18 protein-coding genes are annotated in these 19,472 nt (G+C 64.0%); 3 read left to right on the top strand and 15 right to left on the bottom strand.

The annotated features are described in order from the left end of the window. Window positions 1-91: 91 nt before the first annotated feature. Window positions 92-1,034, top strand: a protein-coding gene (locus IQ16_RS17665; RefSeq protein ID WP_145831636.1) for an IS630 family transposase whose coding sequence is annotated in 2 segments (ribosomal slippage) — window positions 92-427 and window positions 429-1,034 — 942 coding nt in all. Because the reading frame shifts where the segments join, the coding sequence is not laid out codon by codon here. Between the two features lie 28 nt (window positions 1,035-1,062). Here the strand turns inward: IQ16_RS17665 and IQ16_RS17660 are convergent. Genes IQ16_RS17660 through yajC form a run of 6 tightly spaced genes read right to left on the bottom strand, consistent with a single transcriptional unit; the run spans window position 1,063 to window position 6,704 of the window. Then, a complete protein-coding gene (locus IQ16_RS17660; RefSeq protein ID WP_018642179.1) occupies window positions 1,063-2,307 on the bottom strand; it encodes a threonine ammonia-lyase in 1,245 nt (414 codons plus the stop codon). Window positions 2,308-2,352: 45 nt separating this feature from the next. After that, window positions 2,353-3,216: a phytoene/squalene synthase family protein gene (locus IQ16_RS17655; RefSeq protein WP_018642180.1), complete on the bottom strand. Its 864-nt coding sequence runs from the start codon at window positions 3,214-3,216 to the stop codon at window positions 2,353-2,355. Beyond that, window positions 3,213-3,596 carry an Mth938-like domain-containing protein gene (locus tag IQ16_RS17650; RefSeq protein WP_018642181.1) on the bottom strand — a complete coding sequence of 128 codons (384 nt, stop codon included), beginning with the start codon at window positions 3,594-3,596 and terminating at the stop codon, window positions 3,213-3,215. The genes IQ16_RS17655 and IQ16_RS17650 overlap by 4 nt, the downstream gene beginning before the upstream one ends. A gap of 60 nt (window positions 3,597-3,656) precedes the next feature. Continuing rightward, on the bottom strand, window positions 3,657-4,676 hold the full coding sequence (secF, locus tag IQ16_RS17645; protein WP_018642182.1) for a protein translocase subunit SecF: 1,020 nt from the start codon (window positions 4,674-4,676) through the stop codon (window positions 3,657-3,659). Between the two features lie 10 nt (window positions 4,677-4,686). After that, window positions 4,687-6,291 (bottom strand): protein translocase subunit SecD, encoded by a 1,605-nt coding sequence (gene secD, locus IQ16_RS17640; protein WP_018642183.1) that lies wholly within the window; start codon window positions 6,289-6,291, stop codon window positions 4,687-4,689. Window positions 6,292-6,338: 47 nt separating this feature from the next. Beyond that, window positions 6,339-6,704, bottom strand: a complete 366-nt coding sequence (yajC, locus tag IQ16_RS17635) for a preprotein translocase subunit YajC (protein WP_018642184.1) — start codon at window positions 6,702-6,704, stop codon at window positions 6,339-6,341. A 183-nt stretch (window positions 6,705-6,887) separates the two neighbouring features. Between yajC and IQ16_RS17630 the strand changes: the two genes are divergently transcribed. Continuing rightward, window positions 6,888-7,880, top strand: a complete 993-nt coding sequence (locus tag IQ16_RS17630) for an ATP-binding protein (protein WP_018642185.1) — start codon at window positions 6,888-6,890, stop codon at window positions 7,878-7,880. A 48-nt stretch (window positions 7,881-7,928) separates the two neighbouring features. Here the strand turns inward: IQ16_RS17630 and IQ16_RS17625 are convergent, their stop codons facing one another. The 6 genes from IQ16_RS17625 to IQ16_RS17600 all read right to left on the bottom strand — a co-directional run bounded on the left by IQ16_RS17625 (window position 7,929) and on the right by IQ16_RS17600 (window position 16,046). Next, window positions 7,929-9,410: an arylsulfatase gene (locus tag IQ16_RS17625; RefSeq protein ID WP_018642186.1), complete on the bottom strand. Its 1,482-nt coding sequence runs from the start codon at window positions 9,408-9,410 to the stop codon at window positions 7,929-7,931. Between the two features lie 62 nt (window positions 9,411-9,472). Next, window positions 9,473-10,510, bottom strand: coding sequence for an HAD family hydrolase (locus tag IQ16_RS17620; protein WP_018642187.1), 1,038 nt, complete (start codon window positions 10,508-10,510; stop codon window positions 9,473-9,475). Window positions 10,511-10,688: 178 nt separating this feature from the next. Then, window positions 10,689-12,365 (bottom strand): arylsulfatase, encoded by a 1,677-nt coding sequence (locus IQ16_RS17615; RefSeq protein WP_145831641.1) that lies wholly within the window; start codon window positions 12,363-12,365, stop codon window positions 10,689-10,691. A gap of 120 nt (window positions 12,366-12,485) precedes the next feature. Beyond that, on the bottom strand, window positions 12,486-13,481 hold the full coding sequence (locus tag IQ16_RS17610; protein WP_026311868.1) for a formylglycine-generating enzyme family protein: 996 nt from the start codon (window positions 13,479-13,481) through the stop codon (window positions 12,486-12,488). 401 nt (window positions 13,482-13,882) lie between these two features. Continuing rightward, window positions 13,883-15,286: a peptidoglycan DD-metalloendopeptidase family protein gene (locus IQ16_RS17605; protein ID WP_018642190.1), complete on the bottom strand. Its 1,404-nt coding sequence runs from the start codon at window positions 15,284-15,286 to the stop codon at window positions 13,883-13,885. 109 nt (window positions 15,287-15,395) lie between these two features. Further along, window positions 15,396-16,046 carry a protein-L-isoaspartate(D-aspartate) O-methyltransferase gene (locus IQ16_RS17600; RefSeq protein ID WP_018642191.1) on the bottom strand — a complete coding sequence of 217 codons (651 nt, stop codon included), beginning with the start codon at window positions 16,044-16,046 and terminating at the stop codon, window positions 15,396-15,398. 239 nt (window positions 16,047-16,285) lie between these two features. On the opposite strand from IQ16_RS17600, the gene IQ16_RS17595 reads away from it, so the two are divergent. Then, window positions 16,286-16,657, top strand: coding sequence for a response regulator (locus IQ16_RS17595; RefSeq protein WP_008547195.1), 372 nt, complete (start codon window positions 16,286-16,288; stop codon window positions 16,655-16,657). Between the two features lie 113 nt (window positions 16,658-16,770). Here IQ16_RS17595 and surE read toward each other — a convergent pair whose 3' ends face one another. The 3 genes from surE to serS all read right to left on the bottom strand — a co-directional run bounded on the left by surE (window position 16,771) and on the right by serS (window position 19,430). Continuing rightward, window positions 16,771-17,538: a 5'/3'-nucleotidase SurE gene (surE, locus tag IQ16_RS17590; protein WP_018642193.1), complete on the bottom strand. Its 768-nt coding sequence runs from the start codon at window positions 17,536-17,538 to the stop codon at window positions 16,771-16,773. Window positions 17,539-17,646: 108 nt separating this feature from the next. Then, complete coding sequence (locus IQ16_RS17585) at window positions 17,647-18,003, bottom strand: hypothetical protein (RefSeq protein WP_018642194.1); 357 nt, start codon at window positions 18,001-18,003, stop codon at window positions 17,647-17,649. 95 nt (window positions 18,004-18,098) lie between these two features. Next, window positions 18,099-19,430: a serine--tRNA ligase gene (serS, locus tag IQ16_RS17580; protein WP_018642195.1), complete on the bottom strand. Its 1,332-nt coding sequence runs from the start codon at window positions 19,428-19,430 to the stop codon at window positions 18,099-18,101. Between the last annotated feature and the right edge of the window lie 42 nt (window positions 19,431-19,472).

The following is a 19,472-nucleotide window of genomic DNA, read 5'->3' as shown; positions in this document are numbered from 1 at the left end:
CTAGAGCATGTTGTTTTTGACTGGAATCGGGGTTCCCAGAGGGGGCGATTTCTGATTCAAACTCCATGCTGGGTGGGGGAGGCCAGCATGGATGACGCGTCCCTATTCGGAAGACATCCGTGAACGCGCCTTGGCTCGCGCTGACGCGGGCGAGACGGTTCGTTCGATCGCAGAGGCGCTACAGATCAGCCCCTCCTGCGTGACGAAGTGGAAGAACCTAAGGCGTGATACCGGAGGCCTGGCGCCCGGCCAGATCGGCGGCCACAAGAAGCGGGTTCTGTCGGATGCCAACGCCGACTGGCTGCGCAAACGCATTCGCTCGGGGCCATTCACCTTGCGCAAGCTGACGCAGGAGCTGGCTGCACGGGGGATCAAGACAGACGTGCGGGCGGTGTGGACTTTTGTTCACGCCGAGGGGCTCAGCTTCAAAAAAAACGCTTCTACCAGCCGAGCAGGATCGCCCAGACGTCGCACGTAAGCGGACCCGCTGGAAAGCGCATCAAGGCAGGATCGATGTCGCACGGTTGGTTTTTATCGACGAGACGTGGATCAAGACCAATATGGCGCCGCTACGCGGCTGGGGGCCTTGTGGACAGCGCCTCCAAGCATCTGCACCTTTCGGCCATTGGAAGACCATGACCTTCATCGCGGCGCTGCGTCACGATCGGATCAGTGCGCCTTGGGTGATTGATGGCCCTATCAATGGTGAACTCTTCACGCTGTACGTCGAGAAGGTGTTGGCACCCACCCTCGCACCGGGCGAGATCGTCGTTCTCGACAATCTTGGCAGCCACAAGGGCAAAGCGGCTCGCCAAGCTATCCGGGCCAGAGGCGCCCACCGTATCTTCCTGCCGCCCTACAGCCCTGACCTCAACCCGATCGAGCAAGTCTTCGCCAAACTCAAACACCTCATGCGAGCCGCAGAGCCTCGTGACGTGGAGGCAACCTGGCGGAAGGTTGGTGAACTCCTCGATCTCTTCTCCGAGGCGGAGTGCACCAACTACTTCAAAAACTCAGGCTATGTTTCCGTGTAAATACATCATGCTCTAGCGTGGCGCGCGCTCAGGTGCAGCGCGCGCTCAGTCCGGATGCGCTGAGCCTAGCCATGACCTCCTCGAGATGCGCGCTGTCGCGGGTCTCGATCACGAGTTGCAGCAGCGTCGCCTTGGCCGGCAGGTCGGAGAAGGTCCGCTGGTGCGAGACCTCGATGATGTTGGCGCCGGCTTCGGCCAGCAGCGCCGCCACGGCGGCCAGCTGCCCGGGCCTATCAGGGATATCGAGCGACAGTTGGGTCAGGCGCCCCTCCCGCGCGAGTTCGCGGGTGAGGACGGAGGCGATCAGCCTCGTATCGATGTTGCCGCCGCTGAGGACGAGGCCGACCTTCTGGCCGGCGAAGCGGGACGGATCGGACATCAACGCGGCAAGGCCGGCGGCGCCGGCGCCTTCGACAACCGTCTTCTCGATCGAGATCAGGGTCGCCAGCGCGCGCTCGAGCTCGGCTTCGTTGACCAGCGCGATATCGTCGACGAGGCGGCGGACGATCTCGGTCGTGATCTTGCCCGGCGATTTCACCGCGATGCCTTCGGCGAGCGTGTCGCCGCGCGCCGGAAGATGGCCGTCGTGGATCGCATTGTGCATCGACGGATAAAGCCAGGCTTCGACCCCCAGGATCCGCAGTGACGGCTTGATCGACTTCGCGGCAATGGCGATGCCGCTGATCAGCCCGCCGCCGCCGATCGGGACGACCAGCGTGTCGAGCTCCGGCACGGCCTTGAGCATTTCGAGGCCAACGGTGCCCTGCCCCGCGATCACGAGCGGATCGTCGTAAGGATGGACGAAGATCATGCCGCGGGCTTCGCCGTGGCTGCGCGCAAAGGCGGCCGCCTCCTCCAGCGTCGCGCCTGTTACCACCACCTCGGCGCCGTGATGCCTCGTGTTCTCGACCTTCACCATGGGTGTGCCGATCGGCATCACGATGGTGGCGGGAATACCGAGCCGCCTGGCGTGATAGGCGACGCCCTGCGCATGATTGCCCGCTGACATCGCGATCACGCCCCGCGCGCGCTCCTCAGGCGTCAGTGCGGTGAGCCGGTTCAACGCGCCGCGTTCCTTGAACGAGGAGGTGAACTGGAGGTTCTCGAATTTGAGCCAGATATCGCAGCCGCAGATGCTGCTCAGCGTGCGACTGTAGCTGCAGGGCGTCTCGACGACGGCGCCCCGGATGGTCGCGGCGGCAGCGTGAATGTCGCCAGGCGCGACCGGAAGGCCGCTGAGATCGGAGGAGGTGGTTTGGGATAACTCAGCCATGGGACAGCATAGAGCATTTGGCCGGCTCGAGCGATAAGCCAACCGCTAATTGGTAAACTCCCGGGAACGTGAACCCCGCCAGAGCGTCCACAGCGTCCGCAGCCGCGACGGAGGCTGCGGCGCAAACGGATTGCGCCCGGGCTGCGACAGGCGCTTGAGGTCGGTCCGCACCAGGCTCAGCGGCAGAAACGCCGGCCGCACCGACGGCGGCACCTGCGCCAGCAGCGACAAGGCCGTGGTCACATGCTGCTGTGCCTCGCCGGCGAGCTGATCCAGCACGGCACGCAGGCCCGGCGTCTCCTTGCCGGCGAAGACATCCTCCATGCTGCAGCCATGGCTCGCCAGCACCTGTTGCGGCACGAACAATTGCCGGTGCGCTGCGTCGCGCGGCAGATTGGCGATGATTTGCACGATGCCCTGCGCCAGCCCGGCGTGCCTCGCGAGATGCTCGGCCGCCTCCGACGGCGGCCCCAATACCTGCGCCGCCAGACCGAACAGCGCAGATGAGGTCGCGGCCAGATAGCCCTCCAGCGCCGCCATGGTCGGCATGGGATCGTTGTAGAGATCGAACTGGTGCTCGTCGGCGAGCAGTGAGAGCGGCTCGACCGGCAGCTCGAAGTCGCGGATCGCGCGCAGCAGCTCGGCCGCGACCGGATTGCCCTCGGCGCTGCCATGGACATGGCCCGAGAGCATGTCGGTCCACCATTGCAGGCGGATTTCGCCGGGCAAGGGCTGGCTCACCTGGTCGCGGACGCGGACGATCTCGACATTGAAGGCATAGAGCGCCAGCAGCGCGCGGCGCTCGGCCGCGGGCGCGAACAGGGTCGCTCCGTAGCGCGGAAAGTCGTGGCTGCGCACGAGATCGGCGCAGAAGGCAGCGGAATCGGACGGCGGCGCAGCGCTGCTCATGGCACGGCGATCAGCGCGGCTGCGACGCGCCGCCGTTCGCCGATCATGATGTTGTAGGTGCGCACGGCGGGCCCGGTCTGCATCGTGTCCAGCACCACCCTCACCGCCTTGAGAGCCTGACGCAGCTCCGGCGGCGGCAGCCAGTGGCCGGTTCCGGTGCCGACCAGGAGCGTGTCGATGCTGTTGGCGGCTGCGAACACCCGGTCCAGCGAATAGCGGTCGATCTTCGCGGGGTCCGTCACGTCCCAGGCCCAGATCGCGTCGGGCAGGCAGAGCAGCGATCCTCGATGCGACATGCCCGCAAAGGCGAAGCCGCCCTTGCCATAGGCATCGATCGGCGCTGAGCGCGGAAAATGCGGTGCGTTGGGGTCGCCGGCCATCTGGTTCGTCCGAATGAGCTTATTGCCCCCGCAAACGCCTGCGGGGGCCTGCAGTTCGGATCATGCCTTGTTTTTCTTCGCCGGCGTAGCCGTCTCGGGTGCATCCTCGCGATGCTCGCCGACGCCGAGATAGATCAGGATCGGCGCCGCAATGAAGATCGAGGTGTAGGTGCCGACCAGCACCACGCCGAACATCATCACCGCGGTGAAGCTGTGGATGGCGTGACCGCCGAACAGCAGCAGCGCGAGCAGTGCCAGCGTCACCGTGACGTGGGTGATGATCGAGCGCGACAGCGTCGAGTTGATGGACTCGTTGAGCAGCTGCGGCATCGGCATCTTTTTGTAGCGCCGCAGCATTTCTCGGATGCGGTCGTAGATGACGACGGTGTCGTTGAGCGAATAGCCCAGAATGGTCAAAAGCGCCGCGATGCTGGTCAGGTCGAAATCGACCTGGCTGATCGACATGAATCCGATCGTCAGCACGATGTCGTGCACGTTGGCGATCATGGCGCCGAGCGCGAACTGCCATTCGAACCGGAACCAGAGATAGATCAGGATCGCGACGATCGCGAGCATCAGGCCGAGCATGCCATAGGCCAGGAGCTCACCGGCGACGCGCGGACCGAGCACCTCGGTGCGCTGAATGTCGACACTGTCGCCGAGCGCGCCACGAAGCTTCTGCAGGGCTGCCTGCTGTGCGGCATCGCCCCCCGGCTGTTCCGCAACGCGGATCAGCACGTTCTCGGGGCCGCCGAACTGCTGCAACTGGACTTCGCCGAGACCCAGGGCGTCGAGCTTGGTGCGCATCGCCGCGATGTCGGCGGTGCCGGACCTCGCCTTCACCTCCAGCAGCGTGCCGCCCTTGAAGTCGATACCGAGGTTCAGGCCGTGGGTGAAGAACAGCGTGATCGCGACGATCGACAGCGCGGCCGAGATCGGGAAGCTGATGCGGCGGAAGCGCGTGAAGTCGAAATGCGTGTTGTCCGGAACGATGCGCAGCGACGGCAACAAGCCGAGCGCCGCGACCACGGTGAGGATGGCAATGAGGACGCCGAGCCCGATGAGAACGGTGTGAGTCACGATCAGGCTCCTAGATCGGCACGCTCTGCGGCCGCTTCCACCGCACCCACCAGGCGACGATCAGCCGGGTCAGGGTGAAGGCGGTGAACACCGTGGTGATGATGCCGATGCCGAGCGTCACGGCGAAGCCGCGCACCGGGCCGGTGCCGATGTAGAACAGCACCGCGGCGGCAATGAAGGTGGTGATGTTGGAATCGAGGATGGTCGCGAGCGCCCGCTTGAAGCCCGCGTCGATCGCCGAGATCGCGTTGCGGCCGCCGCGCAGCTCCTCGCGGATGCGCTCGTAGATCAGCACGTTGGAGTCCACCGCGATGCCGACGGTAAGCACGATGCCGGCGATGCCGGGCAGCGTCAGCGTGGCGTTGAGCAGCGACAAAAGGCCGAAGATCATGGCGACGTTGATCGCGACCGCGATGTTGGCGAACACGCCGAACAGCCGGTAGGTCAGCAGCATGAAGATGATGACCAGGATCGAGCCGACATAGGCCGCAAGCTCGCCCTTCTCGATCGAATCCTGGCCGAGGCCCGGACCGACGGTGCGCTCCTCGACCACGGTCAGCGGCGCGGGCAGCGCGCCGGCGCGCAGCAGAATGGCGAGGTCGTTGGCCGATTGCACCGTGAAATTACCGGAGATCTGGCCCTGGCCGCCGGTGATGGGCTCGCGGATGACGGGCGCCGAGATCACCTTGTTGTCGAGCACGATCGCGAAGGGCAGCCCCACGTTCTCCTGCGTCGCCTGCGCGAACTTGCGCGCACCCGAGGTGTTGAACTTGAAGCTGACGACCGGCTCGCCCGTGCGCTGGTCGAAGCTCGCCTGGGCGTCGGTCAAATCGCCGCCGGCGACCAGCACCTGCTTCTTGACCACGTAAGGCGTGGGCGGCGGCGAGGCGCTCATCAGAAGCTCGGATTCCGGCGGCAACCGTCCCTGCTGCGCCTGATCAGGCGGCACGGAGGTGTCGACCATGCGGAATTCCATCTTCGCGGTCTTGCCGAGCAGCTCCTTCAGGCGGGTCGGGTCCTGGAGGCCGGGGACCTGCACCAGGATGCGGTCATTGCCCTGGCGCTGGATGACGGGCTCGACGGTGCCGAGCTCGTTGACGCGGCGCTCGACGATCTGGATCGATTGCTCGATGGTCTTGCGCATGCGGTCGAGCATCGCCGCCTGCGGGATGCCGAGGCGGATCACGCCGCCGCCGGCGTCGGACACCTCAAGGTCGCGCTGACCGCTGGATCCCATCAGGCCGCCCAGCGGCTGGGATAATTCGCGCAGCTTGGCGAGCGCCGGCTGCACGTCGGTTTCCTTGGTGATGCGAACCTCGGCCGCGTCGTTGCGCACGGTGACGCCGCCGGTGAAGCCGATCTTGGCGTCGCGCAGCGTCCGGCGAACGTCGTCGCGGATCTGGTCCAGCCGCTCCTTCTTCACGTAGTTGGAATCGACCTCGAGCAGCAGATAGGAGCCGCCCTGAAGGTCGAGGCCGAGCACGAGCCGGCGCTGCGCCCAGGCCGGCCAGGTCTTGACCGTCGCCTCGGGAAAGAAGTTCGGGACCGCGCAGAGGCACACGATCAGCGCTGTCAGGATAATCCCCAGCGCCCTCCACCGCGTGAAATACAACATCGACTGGACCTGTCAGATCAGGAGACTCAAGAGGCTCGCGGAAGCGCTCACTTCGACGCGGCGTCGTCCTTGGCGCTATCCTTGGATTCTTTCGCCGGCTCGCCCTTGGCGCGCACGCCGGAGATCATCTGGCGCATCTGCCGCACGCGCACACCGTCGGAAATCTCGAACTCGATCTGGTCGTCATCGACGACCTTGGTGACCTTGCCGACGAGGCCCCCCGAGGTCACCACGGTGTCGCCGCGGCGGATGTTCTTCACCAGGTCGGCGTGGTCGCGCACCTTCTTCTGCTGCGGACGCAGAATCAGGAAGTACATGATCACGAAGATCAGGGCGAACGGCAGCAGCGACATCAACATGCTGTTGGTGTCACCGGCGCCCGCAGCCTGGGCATACGCAGGGGTAATCAACATTCGGACGATCCTCGTGAGAACGGGGGAAAGCCGGTCAGGCCCTCGGGGGGGCGACCGGTTCGGTCAAATTCGCGCGGACTATAGCGGCCACCGCCCCAATTGCAACGCTGCCAGACCGTCGATTTGGCCACCTTGCGGCGCGCCGTCAGGCCCGATAAGGCTGCATTCTCAGGAACTTCGGACATGCCCAAAAAACCAAGCAAAAGCCCGGCCGGCAAAGGCCCCCGTACCCCTGCCAGCAAGCCCGCCGGCGTCGCGGCAAAACGCCCCACGGAGGCCGTCAAGGCGGCCGTCAAGGCGGCCCCGGACCTCTCCCAGGAGCGCCTGGTCCGCGCGCTGGAGACCATTGCGGCGCACCTCGCCGCCCAGGGCAATCCGGCCATCGAACCCGAGTCGTTCGAGCGGGCCGATGCCTATGTCTGGCACCCCAACGGCCGGCTTTCGGCCGTGCCGCGGGTGAGCCGCGTCGAGCTGTTCCTGCTCAAGGGCGTCGACCGGATGCGCGACATCCTGATGGAGAACACCGAGCGCTTCGCAGCCGGCCTGCCCGCCAACAACGCCCTGCTCTGGGGCGCGCGCGGCATGGGCAAGTCGTCGCTGGTGAAGGCGGCACATGCCAGCATCAATGCCGACCGCAAGCCCGCCGACAGGCTGAAGCTGATCGAGATCCACCGCGAGGACATCGAAACGCTGCCGATGCTGATGGAGAAGCTCCGCGACGCCAGCTTCCGCTTCATCGTGTTCATCGACGACCTCTCCTTCGACGGCAACGACGCGTCCTACAAGTCGCTCAAAGCCGTGCTCGAAGGCGGCATCGAGGGCCGGCCCGAGAACGTCATCCTGTACGCCACCTCCAACCGCCGCCATCTGCTGGCGCGCGACATGATCGAGAACGAGCGCTCGACCGCGATCAATCCCGGCGAAGCGGTCGAGGAAAAGGTCTCGCTGTCGGATCGTTTCGGTCTCTGGCTCGGCTTCCACCGCTGCAGCCAGGACGAATATCTCGCCATGGTGCGCGGCTATTGCAGCCATTTCGGCATCAAGATCGACGACGAGGCCCTGGAGCGCGAGGCGCTGGAATGGTCGACCACGCGCGGCTCCCGCTCGGGCCGCGTGGCCTGGCAGTTCGTGCAGGAGCTGGCGGGCCGGCTCGGCGTGAAGCTGACGGCGACGTAGCGGTCGGATTGCAACCGGTTACGGCTGTCTTTCCCCGAAAGCGGGGAATCAAGGGCGCGTGCGCATCAAGCCCGGTTCTGGCGGCGTGTAGGGATCTGGTGTGCCAAGTTTGATCGGAGGGTACCTCTTGAAGCTCGCTTCCAGTTCTCCGATGATTCTTACTGCGGGATCGGCGACCCAGGAGTTTTGCGCGCCAACATCGCGTTCCTCCTTCCGGTCGGTCAGAAGATTGATGATTCTTGGCAAGGCCAATTTCTGCGGCGTGGCGTACATGGTTTCCTGCCAGATCAAATGGACTTTCCAGTTTCGCCATTTAACGGCTGACAGCCGGTCGGCCACGTAGGCGGGAAACCCCTCACGGTTTGAGGCCTCCTGCTTGCCCAAGAAAAAATCCAGCTGATCCACGCCGTCAATCGGGCGATCCGTAGGGACCTCCGCGCCCCCGACCCGCGCAAGCGTCGTGAAGATGTCGACGATGTGAACGATTTCATTGCTGATGCGGCCTGCCGGCACCTTGCCGGGCCAGCGAATGATGAACGGTGCCCGCAGTGAACCTTCCATCGCCGTGAAGTAGGTTCCGCGCCAAGGTCCGTTGTCACCCTCCCAGGGGTTGGTTGCCTCCGGACCATTGTCGCTGGCGAATATCACAAGTGTGTCGTTTTCGATGCCTGCTTGCTTGATCGCATCGAGGATTTGCCCGGTGCGGTAGTCCATTTCGGCCAGGCAATCGGCCCAATCGCCGTTGCCGGTTCTGCCCGCGAACTCAAGATTTGGGAGCGTCGGCATGTGAACGTGCGCGAATGGAACGTAGGCATAGAACGGCTTGCCTGAGCTCGCGTTGCGCTTGATGAACTCCACTGCGCGGCTGGTGATCTCCGCGTCCATGGTGCGGCGGTGATCCACATCCAGCACAGCGACCTGTCGAGGCTGATCGCCCTTGCGTGCTTCATAGATATGTTCGGGGTGAACGACTTTCGCATTCCAGCCCTGCCTGTTTCCGACCGACGGCCACATGCTTTTTGTCTCGTCGAGGGATGGCCACATCGCCTCGTCATATGTGCGCGGGATGCCATACCACTCGTCGAAGCCCTGATTGGTAGGCATCCGGTCTTCGGCGCTACCAAGATGCCATTTGCCCCACATCCCGGTTGCATAGCCCCGCCCCGACAACAGCTCCGCGGTCGTGATCTCCCACTGTGTCAATCCGTCGGGGGTGCCGCCGATCGGAACTTCGTACGTGCCGGAGCGGATGGCAAAGCGCCCCGTGAGCAAGGCCGAGCGGGACGGCGTACACTGCGCTTCAACATTGAAGTTGAGCAGGCGCATGCCCTCACTGGCAAGTGCGTCAATACGTGGCGTGGGCGCGCCGCGCAGGATACCGCCGCCATATACGCCCAGCTCGCCGTAGCCCAAATTGTCCGCGAGCATGACGACAATGTTGGGCTTCTGCTGCGCCGCGGCAGGTGCGATCGTAATTGTTATGGCGACGACTGATGCCAATGGGACCCAGATGCTTTTGCTCTTCGGCATTTTTGCCCTCAGATCAAGCCATCGAATTCGCTCGCGCGGCCAGGAGCCCTACGATCTCGCCGCTAATCGAACGAAAAGATCCTCTTCCAGTCCTTCCTCATGTCCACGACGGTCCACCTGTTCAGCGCTGCGGCATCGAGAGCGACATCGAGCTTGCCGAAATGTGATTGGCGATCGTAGGCATATTCACGTTCCGCGTCGGTATGGTGGACGATCAGGCCGAACCGCGCGCCGCTGGCACCGAGCGTCGCCCATTGCAGCATTTCGAGGTCGCCATCGGAATTACCGAATGCGGCGATCGGACGCCGGCCAATGTGGCTATTGATCCCGATCGGCTTGCCGGCCTTGTCGTCGATGAAATCGACCTCGGGCAAGCGAAACAGAACCGGCGTGCTGTCGCGCATTTCATAGCGGGTCTTGATTGACGATCCGACGACCTGCTCGGGAGGCACTCCATAAATCGTCTCGGTCCATGGCCGCATGAATTCGATGCCGCCCCCCGACACGATGAAGGTCTTGAAACCGTTGGCGCGGAGGTAAGCGAGCAATTCGAGCATAGGCTGATACACGAGTTCGGTGTAGGGGCGCTTGAAGCGACCATCACGCGCGGTCGCAAGCCACTCTGTGACGATCTTCTCAAACTCCGCTGTCGTCATGCCGGCGTGAGTCACCGCCACCAGCTCGGCCACGCCCTTTTCTCCGAAAGCTGCGAGCGCCTTCAGGTCCCCGTTCAGCACTGCCGCGAAGGGCTGCTTGTCCTTCCATTCCGGATGCATGGGTGCAAGAACCTTCACGCGATCCAGCACAAAAGCGAGCTGCACATACATCGGCTGCTCGACCCAAAGCGTCCCATCGTTGTCGAAGGTCGCGATGCGTTGATCGGGCGGTACGAAATAGGGCCCGCCACTCTCCGTGACCCGTGCGACGAAGTCGACGATCGAAGCTTTCGTCGGGCCTTCATTCCAAGATGGCAGAGGACCGGTTTGGGTCTGGGCCATGGCGGACGTGGAACGCAGGGCGGCAGATAGAAACGGAAGCATCGCCAGAGACGGGAGCAGTGCGCGACGGTCAAGGCTTGGGAATCGCATGATCTGTTTCATTGTCGACCCGCTTCGATTGTGCGGTCCCTACCGGTCAACATTGAAGGTGCGTGCGAGACTGGTGTGTCGTTGCTGTGCGTCGCACGCTTGCCAGCATGCGGCTTCGTGGGCAGTCGGATTCTGAGCGCAGTGGATTGGCGGGTGCCAAAGTGACGCCCGCCAATGCAGTATCCAGCCATTAGTCGCTGCGGCCGGCCGTCTTCATATTCCTGACCTGCCGCATGACCTGTTCCAGGTTGTAGCTGGCCGGGTCCTGCAGCGGCGGGAACTTGATGTAAGACTCGAGGTGCATCAGCCAAAGCTGCTGGCCGATGGGCAGCAAATTCCAGTCATAGACATAGGCCGTCGATGGAGAAGCAATCGACCCGCCCATACCGAAGAGCGTCTTCTGTTGCGAACCCACCGAGGTCTCGAAGGGATCGCGCTTGATGTTGACGACCTGGGTCCAGGAGTAAGGCTGCACTCCGTTAACGAAGCCCGCCGGGTCGTCGGACACCATTGCGAAATACATCTTCCAGTTCTTGTAGCGAACCGCCGACGGCGTCGTGCTGGAGTAATACAAGAAGTGGTCGCGTGACGACTTCTCAGACTTGCCGCTCAGGTAGTCGATCTGGTTGATGCCATCGAGCGTGGTCTTGACGATGCCGGGATAATCGCCGGCCTCGATCCGTTGCTTGAGTGCATCGCCTTTGGGGCCGCCGGCGATCTCGACGAGCGTCGGAAGCCAGTCCAGAGCGGAAAACATTTCGTTCTTCACCGTGCCGGGCTTGATGACGCCTGGCCACCGGATCACCATCGGGGCGCGCATGCCGCCCTCCCAGGTGCTCAGCTTACCGCCCTTGAACGGCGTGACGCCGCCGTCCGGAAAGGTAATTGTCTCGGCGCCGTTGTCGGTGGTGAAGACGACGATCGTGTTGTCGAGTTGGCCCATGTCTTGGAGCTTCGTGAGCACCACGCCGATATTGTCGTCCATCTGCTTCATGCCGGCTTCATTGATGCCCCAATCCTTGCCGCCGGGCTCGCCCACCATCGCCAGGTACTTGTCGTTCAGCACGGTCGTGATGTGCATGCGCGCCGGATTGTACCAGACGAAGAACGGCTTGTTGGTGCGGCGCGGGTCGTTGCGATCGAGGAAGTCGACGACCTTGGCCGAGATTTCCTCGTCGATACCCTTCGATCGATCGAGAGTCAGCGGGCCCTCGTCCTTGCATGTCATGTTCTTGGGGGTGCCATCTGAAGACTTGCACGCGAGCATTGGACGCGGGGGCGTCAGGCAGACCGTGGTCTTGGGGTCCACCGCGCCGGGAACCTCAGGTACGCCGGGGATCGGCGTGTTCTTGCATGGCGGCGCGACGGTCTGCTGGGCCGGGCTCTTGTTGATGTCGGGGAAGCTCACCCCCTGCATCGCGTCGAGGTGATACAAGTAGCCCCAGTACTCTTGGAAACCATGCGCAGTTGGCAGCGAGTCGGTGTGGTCGCCGAGATGGTTTTTACCGAACTCCCCAGTGTTGTAGCCGAGATCGAGCAGGAACCTGGCAAGCGACGGCGTCCCGGGCCGCAGATAGGATGGACTACCGGGAATCTCTGGCAAGGTCATGCCGACACGAACCGGCTGCATGCCGGTGAGGAAGGCCGTACGCCCGGCCGTGCAACTCTGCTCGGCGTAATAGTGCGTGAACATCGCGCCCTCGTTGCCGATGCGATCGATATTGGGCGTTTCCCCGACCATCAATCCGCGATGGTAGATGCTCGGCTGCATCCAGCCGATGTCATCACCCATGATGAAAAGGATGTTGGGCTTTTGCGCCGGCTGCTGGGCGGCTGCCGGAGTGCTGATCAAGCCCGACGACGGCATCATCATCGTAGCACCGAGCAGCGCTGTGCAGGACCGCTTGAGCCAACTGGGCGTCTTGCGCGGCGTTGCAACCGAAAGCTTGTCATTGAATACGCAATTCAACATGGCATTGCTCTCCCGTTATGATGCGTTAGAGACACCTCGCCTGATGCATCGAAATCCAAGATGACTTGTGGATGTGTCGACCGGCTCCGCATGCCGCGCAGCCGGCCGGTAGCGCCGGCAGTAATTCGGCGCGCACAAATGCGAGCCGCCTTTGATGACCTTGCGTGGAATCTTGACGTTGGTCGTTCTGGGGTCGTAGCTATCGGCCTCGCGGCCGCCGCGCGGGTTCTCTGGAATGCAGCAGGCTTTCGCAGCGTCGGCCTCATGCCGAGGCGCGTACCAGTCGGACGTCCACTCCCAGACGTTGCCGATCATATCGTACAGCCCGTATCCGTTCGGCGGAAATGCGGTGACCGGCGATGTCCGTTCGTACCCGTCGTCGCCGGTATTTTGGCGTGGAAATTCGCCCTGCCAGGTGTTGGCCATGTGACGGCCCTCGGGCGCAAATTCATCTCCCCAAGCGAACTCGGCGCCGTCCAGCCCGCCGCGCGCCGCGAATTCCCATTCCGCCTCGGTCGGCAAATCCTTGCCGGCCCATTTTGCGTAGGCGATCACGTCGCTGAACGCCACATGCACGACGGGATGATCGTCCAGCCCACGGATGTCGCTGCCAGGCCCGTAGGGATGCCGCCAGTCCGCGCCTCTGGCGAAGGTCCACCACTGGCTGAAGTCCCGGAGACTGACGGGATACGCGGGCGGAGAGAACATCAGCGAACCCGCGTAGATCATATGCGGGAGAATTCCGGGGTAATCCTTTGGATCGGGCGTGATCTCGGCGACGGTGACGTGGCCGGTAGCTCTGGCGAATGCCTTGAATTGCCGGTTCGTCACTGGATGGCGATCCATCCAGAACGCATCCACGGTGACGCGGTGGACCGGCGCTTCCTCCGGATAGTGCCGATCCGAACCCATGCGAAACGTGCCGCCCGGCACGTACAGCATCCCCTCACCTGCTGGTTGCTGGAAGGACTGTCCGGGATCAGGCGACGATTTCGTATCAGCCAGCTTCATGCCGATCTCCGGACCCGTGCATCATTGGCTTGCGCCGCCACGGAAACGGAACGCCACTCTTCCAGGTTGATCTAGATCAAAGGTTGCGGGCTGGGTCGTTCACGCCGGCGCTGGGTCGCTGGCAAGCCCAGCCATGTCCGTTGCGCCGTCGAAACCGAAGCAGACTCAAAACACTAAAAGATCACACCGACAGCCATCGGCTACTTTGCATGGGGTTGTTCTTCGAAATTTGATTTTCCGGTCGCAAAAGACTCAGTACGCCATGGTTCGAGGCAACTTCTGGGCCTGGCGACCGCCGCCTCTGGAATACTGGATCGCCCGCTCGAGTGCGCAATGCGCACAAGGCGGGCGATGACAGCACATTCGTGATGATTGCGCGTCCGACTTCTCGGGCCCGCGCCTCACGCTCCGTTCAGGAATTGAAGCGGGTCAACCGGGCTCGATCCCTTGCGGATCTCGAAGTGGAGCTGCGGCGACGCCACCTCACCGGATTGACCCGACTTGGCAATGACCTGACCGCGCTTGATGGTATCGCCGCGCTTCACCAACAGCTCACTCGCATGGGCATATGCGGTGACGTAGCCGTTGGAGTGCCGAACCAGGACCAGATTGCCGTAACCCTTCAGCTCGTTGCCGGAATAGGCGACGACGCCGTCTTCAGCTGCCTTGACCGGCGTACCCTCGGGCACCGCGAGATTGATGCCGTCGTTGGACTTGCCGTTGGTCTTGGCGCCGTAGGTCGTGACCACCTTGCCGCGCACCGGCCAGCGGAAGGTCGGCAGCGCGCCGGTGGCTTCCGCAGCCTTCGCCGGCATCTCGGCGGGCTTCTCTTCGACATTCGCCGTGGCCTGCGCCAAGCGGGCGCTCTGCACGGGCGCAGCCACTGCGGCCATCTTGGTGGCGGGCGCGGGAGCAGCCGCGACCGGCTGAAGCGTACCCGCAACCGGAGCAGCGCCGACCGGAGCCGCAGCAACCGGCGCCGCGAGGGCGGCGGTCTTGGCACCGGGCACAGTCAGCTTGGTGCCGAGCTTGAGCTTTGCCGAGGCATCGAGGCCGTTGGCGCGGGCGAGCTCGGCCGCGGAGATATGGTTCTTGCGCGCGATGCTGGCGAGCGTGTCGCCGCGATTGACGAAATGACTGCTCGGAGGCGCAGCGACGGCAGCAACCGGCTTGCCAGCAGGCGCCATCGCCGGAGCCGCGGCGACAGGAGCCATCGCAGGCGCGGGTGCAGCGGCCGTGGCCGGATGCGGGATGATCAGCTGCTGACCGGGCGAGAGCGCGCGCGGTCCCTTGTAGCCATTGGCGGCGAGGATCGCCTGCGACGTCACGTGATAGCGTTTGGCCAGCACGTCCAGCGTGTCGCTGGTGCCGACGATGATCTTGGTTCCACCCGCCGGCTGTGCGGCTGCGACCGAGCGCGGCGGCACAGTGGCCGTGGTCTCCAGGTGCGGCTGCGCCGGGGGCGCATAGGAGCTGACGCCGCGGCCGCCTCCGGACACGCCGCCGCCCGAAGTGACGGGATAGGATTGCGGTGCGGACACCGCCGGCGGCGGCAAGGGCTGCGACTGATAGGAACCGGGTTGCGTCTGCGGCCGCGCATATTGCGGCAGCTCACGCGGCTGCTGCGGCGGCGGCGCCTGCTGCACCGAACCGGTCTGATCGGACGCGAAGGGGTTGGAGAAATTCGATTGGGACAGCCGCGACGACATGTCGGCACTGCACCCTGCGAAGCTGAAGGAGATCAGCGCCAGCACCGCGACCTGCGGCACGCGGCGCGAGTAAAGCAACTCGGCGACGACAGACATGGTTACTCACTCGTACGCAACAGAACTGGTGTTTTAAGTAAACACGCGCCGAGTAAATAACGGCTTAACCCTCCCAATAAGATGTTGGCGGAACAGCCAATCCGGAATTCTACAGCTCTCGCGCCACGCCGGGCAGTGCCGGCACGAAGCGGACCTCGACGAGTTCCTTGCGCTCGATCCCGGCCTCGGTCCGGGTCAGGCGGATCAGCGTCTGCACGCCCTGATGCGGTCCGACCGGCGCGATCAGGATGCCACCGACATCGAGCCGCTCGACCAGGTTCTCCGGAAGCTGCTCCACCGCGGCGGTGACGATGATGCGGTCGAACGGGCCGATATTGGGCGGCAGGTTGAGGCCATCGCCGAGCATCACCTCGACATTGTGACAATCGAGCTTTTCGAGCCTGGCGCGTGCCGCATCGGCCAGCTTGCGATAGCGCTCGACGGTCAGCACCTGGCCTGCGAGCCGCGACAGTACCGCGGCCTGATAGCCGGAGCCCGCGCCGATCTCGAGCACGCGGTGCCGCTTCTGGAGCTGGAGCTGCTCGGTCATGTAGGCGACGACGAAGGGCTGGCTGATGGTCTGCCCGCACGCGATCGGCAGCGCGCTATCGCGATAGGCCCCCTCGCGATCGGCCTCATCGACGAAAAGCTCGCGCGGCACCTCCTCCATGGTCCTCAGCACCGCCTGATCGCTGATGCCCCGACGCCTCAGCGTGAGCTGAAACATCATCTTTTCCGGCGGATGCTGATTGGGAGTCATCGCTGCTTGTATCGTCTCGTCAGGTCCGGATCGTCGCTTGCAGAGCTCAAGGCCCGGGCGAGAATCTTGTTCCTGCCCCGGAACCCATGATAACCTTTTGCTGCAGTATTTGACCACAAATTGGCCTGCAGCGGTCTGGACGCCAAGGCCATTTTAACGCGCTCGTTCGCCGAAACGCGCATTGCGTCGATTCGCGTTATCTGCGAACGTTTTCGCAAATGGGCAAGGACTCACCGACAATGACTGCGACAGGGCTTTCGGGCCGCTCTGTATTCCTCGTCGAGGACGAGGTGATGATCAGGATGATGGTCGCGGACATGCTCGAAGAGCTCGGCTACAAGGTCGCAGCCGAAGCCGGCGATATCACCGAGGCCATGCGGCTCGCCCAGGCCACCGAGTTCGACATCGCCATCCTCGACGTCAACGTCAACGGCAAGGTCATCTCGCCGGTCGCCGATGTCATCAAGGCGAAAGGCTGTCCCTTCATCTTCGCCACCGGCTACGGCTCCTCGGGCCTGCCCGAGCAGTATCGAGACCGGCCGGCGCTGCAGAAGCCGTTCCAGCTCGACGCGCTCGGCAAGACCATCGAAGCCGCGCTACGCGGCGGCTAGCAGATTTCCGTAGCCCGGTTGAAGCGACGCGCAATCCGGGATCTTCCGCCACGAGCGACGACGGCCCCGGATTACGCTGTGCTCCATCCGGGCTACAGGTTCGTCGCGAACCGCTACTTCAACGTCGCGCTCAACGCCTCCGAGAACGCTTCGTTGGTGCGATCGAGCCTGAGCGGCGTGACCGAGACATAGCGATCGCGCAGCGCGGCGAGATCGGTGCCATCGGCCGGCGTATCCATCATCGCCGCGCGCTCGAAGCCGATCCAGAAATAGGGGTTGTTGCGCCCGTCCCTGCGCTCGTCGATCCGCAAGAAACCGAGATTGCGCTTGCCCTGCCGCGTCACGCGAATGCCGAGCACTTCTTCCGGCGCGCAGGACGGGAAGTTGACGTTGATGACGGTGTCCTTCGGGATGCCTGCGGCGATCACCTTGCGCAGGATGTCGGGACCGAATTTCCGCGCGGAGTCCCACAGCGGCCGTTCGCGGGTCTCGACGCTGAATTCCTGCGACAGCGCAAACGACGGCAGCCCCAGGATGGTGCCTTCCAGCGCGCCGGCGATGGTGCCGGAATAGACCACGTCCTCGGCGACGTTGCGGCCCTTGTTGACGCCGGACAGCACGACATCGGGCGGCTTGGTGCCGAGGATGTGCCGCGCCCCCATGATGACGCAGTCGGTCGGGGTGCCGCGCACGGCAAAGTGCCGCGGACCAACCTCGCGCAGGCGCAGCGGATCGTTCAGCGACAGCGAATGCGACACGCCGGACTGGTCGAGCTCGGGCGCCACCACCCAGACGTCGTCGGACAAGGCACGCGCGATCTCCTCCACGACCTTGAGGCCGGGAGCGTGAATGCCGTCGTCATTGGTGCAGAGAATGCGCATATGAAAGGTCGATTCCAGAAAGCGGGTTCCGAGCCGTCTTATCCGGCTCTGGCCGATCAGGCAAACCAGGACAATTTCGGGGCCGGCCAGGTTCCCGGGCTTGTCCCGTTACCGACGGACGCGCCATTGCGGCAGGAAGCGCGCCAGCCGTCCCTCGGCACGCAGTTGCATCGCAGGCAGGGCCGGGCTTACGACGGGCGCCTCGACCACGCCGAGCGCCGCCAGTTGCGCAATGATCGGGTCCGGTGTCTGCGGAAAACGCTCGCGTGCGACTGTCAGCGCCTTGTCGAAGTCAGCGGCATTCACGCCGGGCTTGGCCCGCCAGCTCTGCACGAGATCATCGTCCCAGAGCCGCGCGATCTCGATGTCGAGCACACCGCGCAAACGCTGGTCGACGGCCTGGATGCCGGCACCTGTCACCGCCCATTGTCTGCCGACCCAGAAGATATCGCGGTGCAAGGCCATGAACGGGAGTTTCGCATTGACGGGTGGCCGGCAGGATAACCGGCCGCCCGATCTTCGCAACCAAACGTTTCTCTCGTTTCAGACGGGCAACGCGATTACTCGCGCGCGACCACCTTCAAGCCGCCCATATAGGGCTGGAGCACGCTGGGGACCGCGATCGAGCCGTCCTCCTGCTGATAGGTCTCCATCACGGCGATCAGCGCGCGGCCGACCGCGGTGCCGGAGCCGTTCAGCGTGTGCACGAAGCGCGGCTTGCCGTCGGGCCCGCGCGAGCGCGCATCCATGCGGCGTGCCTGGAAGTCGCCGCAGACCGAGCAGCTCGAGATCTCGCGGAACATGCCGCCGTCGCCCTGCCCGGGCATCCAGACCTCGATGTCATAGGTTTTCTGCGACGAAAATCCCATATCTCCTGCGCAGAGCGTCATCACGCGATAATGCAGGTCGAGCTTCTGCAACACCTGCTCGGCGCAGGACAGCATCCGCTCCAGCTCGTCCTTGCTGGTCTCCGGCGTCGTGATCGAGACCAGTTCGACCTTGGTGAACTGGTGCTGGCGGATCATGCCACGGGTGTCGCGGCCCGCAGCGCCCGCCTCGGCGCGGAAACACGGCGTCAGCGCCGTGAGCCGCATAGGCAATTGCTTCTCGTCGAGAATGGATTCGCGCGCGAGGTTGGTGAGCGAGACCTCCGCGGTCGGAATGAGGCCGAGGCGCTCGGTCTTCAGCCGCTCATGGTCTGGCGAAGCGAGCAGCTCGCCCTTGATCGCCCAGAACTGATCGTCCTCGAATTTCGGCAATTGCCCCGTGCCGAACATCACCTCGTTGCGCACCAGCAGCGGCGGGTTGATCTCGGTGTAGCCGTGCTCGGTCGTGTGCAAATCGAGCATGAACTGGCCGATGGCGCGTTCGAGTCGCGCCAGCCCCTTCTTCAGCACGACGAAGCGCGCGCCAGAGAGTTTTGCCGCCGCCTCGAAATCCATGTAGCCGAGCGCGGTGCCGAGATCGTCATGCAGCTTCGGCGCAAAGCTGTAGCTGCGCTTGTTGCCGAAGACGTGATGCTGCACGTTGCCGTGCTCGTCCACACCATCGGGCACCTCGTCGAACGGAATGTTCGGGATCGCGGACAGCTCTTTGGTCAGCTCCTCGTCGGCGGCCCTCGCGGCGGCCTCGAGCTCCGGCATCGTGGTCTTCAGCTCGGCCACCTCGGCCATCAGCTTGGCTGCGCGCGCCTCGTCCTTGGCCTTCTTGGCGTCGCCGATTTCCTTCGAGGCCGCATTGCGCCGTGCCTGGGCCTGCTCCGAGGCCAGGATCGCCGCGCGCCGCCTCTCGTCGATCGCCAGCAGCGAGCCCGACAACGGCTTCAGGCCCCGCCGGGCAAGACCGGCGTCGAAGGCTTGCGGATTGTCGCGGATCGATTTGATGTCGTGCATGGCCGTGGTCCTGGATCAGCGCGTAAACATACAACGGCAAAC

It is taken from the genome of Bradyrhizobium huanghuaihaiense, assembly GCF_007830635.1.
Taxonomy (GTDB): Bacteria; Pseudomonadota; Alphaproteobacteria; order Rhizobiales; family Xanthobacteraceae; genus Bradyrhizobium; species Bradyrhizobium huanghuaihaiense.
This window is presented reverse-complemented; position numbering and strand designations above follow the sequence as displayed.

Coding starts and splice junctions, on each gene's coding strand:
- IQ16_RS17660 (WP_018642179.1), bottom strand. CDS start 2,307: ATGGCTGAGTTATCCCAAACCACCTCCTCCGATCTCAGCGGCCTTCCG.
- IQ16_RS17655 (WP_018642180.1), bottom strand. CDS start 3,216: ATGAGCAGCGCTGCGCCGCCGTCCGATTCCGCTGCCTTCTGCGCCGAT.
- IQ16_RS17650 (WP_018642181.1), bottom strand. CDS start 3,596: ATGGCCGGCGACCCCAACGCACCGCATTTTCCGCGCTCAGCGCCGATC.
- secD (WP_018642183.1), bottom strand. CDS start 6,291: ATGTTGTATTTCACGCGGTGGAGGGCGCTGGGGATTATCCTGACAGCG.
- yajC (WP_018642184.1), bottom strand. CDS start 6,704: ATGTTGATTACCCCTGCGTATGCCCAGGCTGCGGGCGCCGGTGACACC.
- IQ16_RS17630 (WP_018642185.1), top strand. CDS start 6,888: ATGCCCAAAAAACCAAGCAAAAGCCCGGCCGGCAAAGGCCCCCGTACC.
- IQ16_RS17625 (WP_018642186.1), bottom strand. CDS start 9,410: ATGCCGAAGAGCAAAAGCATCTGGGTCCCATTGGCATCAGTCGTCGCC.
- IQ16_RS17620 (WP_018642187.1), bottom strand. CDS start 10,510: ATGAAACAGATCATGCGATTCCCAAGCCTTGACCGTCGCGCACTGCTC.
- IQ16_RS17615 (WP_145831641.1), bottom strand. CDS start 12,365: ATGCCGTCGTCGGGCTTGATCAGCACTCCGGCAGCCGCCCAGCAGCCG.
- IQ16_RS17610 (WP_026311868.1), bottom strand. CDS start 13,481: ATGAAGCTGGCTGATACGAAATCGTCGCCTGATCCCGGACAGTCCTTC.
- IQ16_RS17605 (WP_018642190.1), bottom strand. CDS start 15,286: ATGTCTGTCGTCGCCGAGTTGCTTTACTCGCGCCGCGTGCCGCAGGTC.
- IQ16_RS17600 (WP_018642191.1), bottom strand. CDS start 16,046: ATGACTCCCAATCAGCATCCGCCGGAAAAGATGATGTTTCAGCTCACG.
- IQ16_RS17595 (WP_008547195.1), top strand. CDS start 16,286: ATGACTGCGACAGGGCTTTCGGGCCGCTCTGTATTCCTCGTCGAGGAC.
- surE (WP_018642193.1), bottom strand. CDS start 17,538: ATGCGCATTCTCTGCACCAATGACGACGGCATTCACGCTCCCGGCCTC.
- IQ16_RS17585 (WP_018642194.1), bottom strand. CDS start 18,003: ATGGCCTTGCACCGCGATATCTTCTGGGTCGGCAGACAATGGGCGGTG.
- serS (WP_018642195.1), bottom strand. CDS start 19,430: ATGCACGACATCAAATCGATCCGCGACAATCCGCAAGCCTTCGACGCC.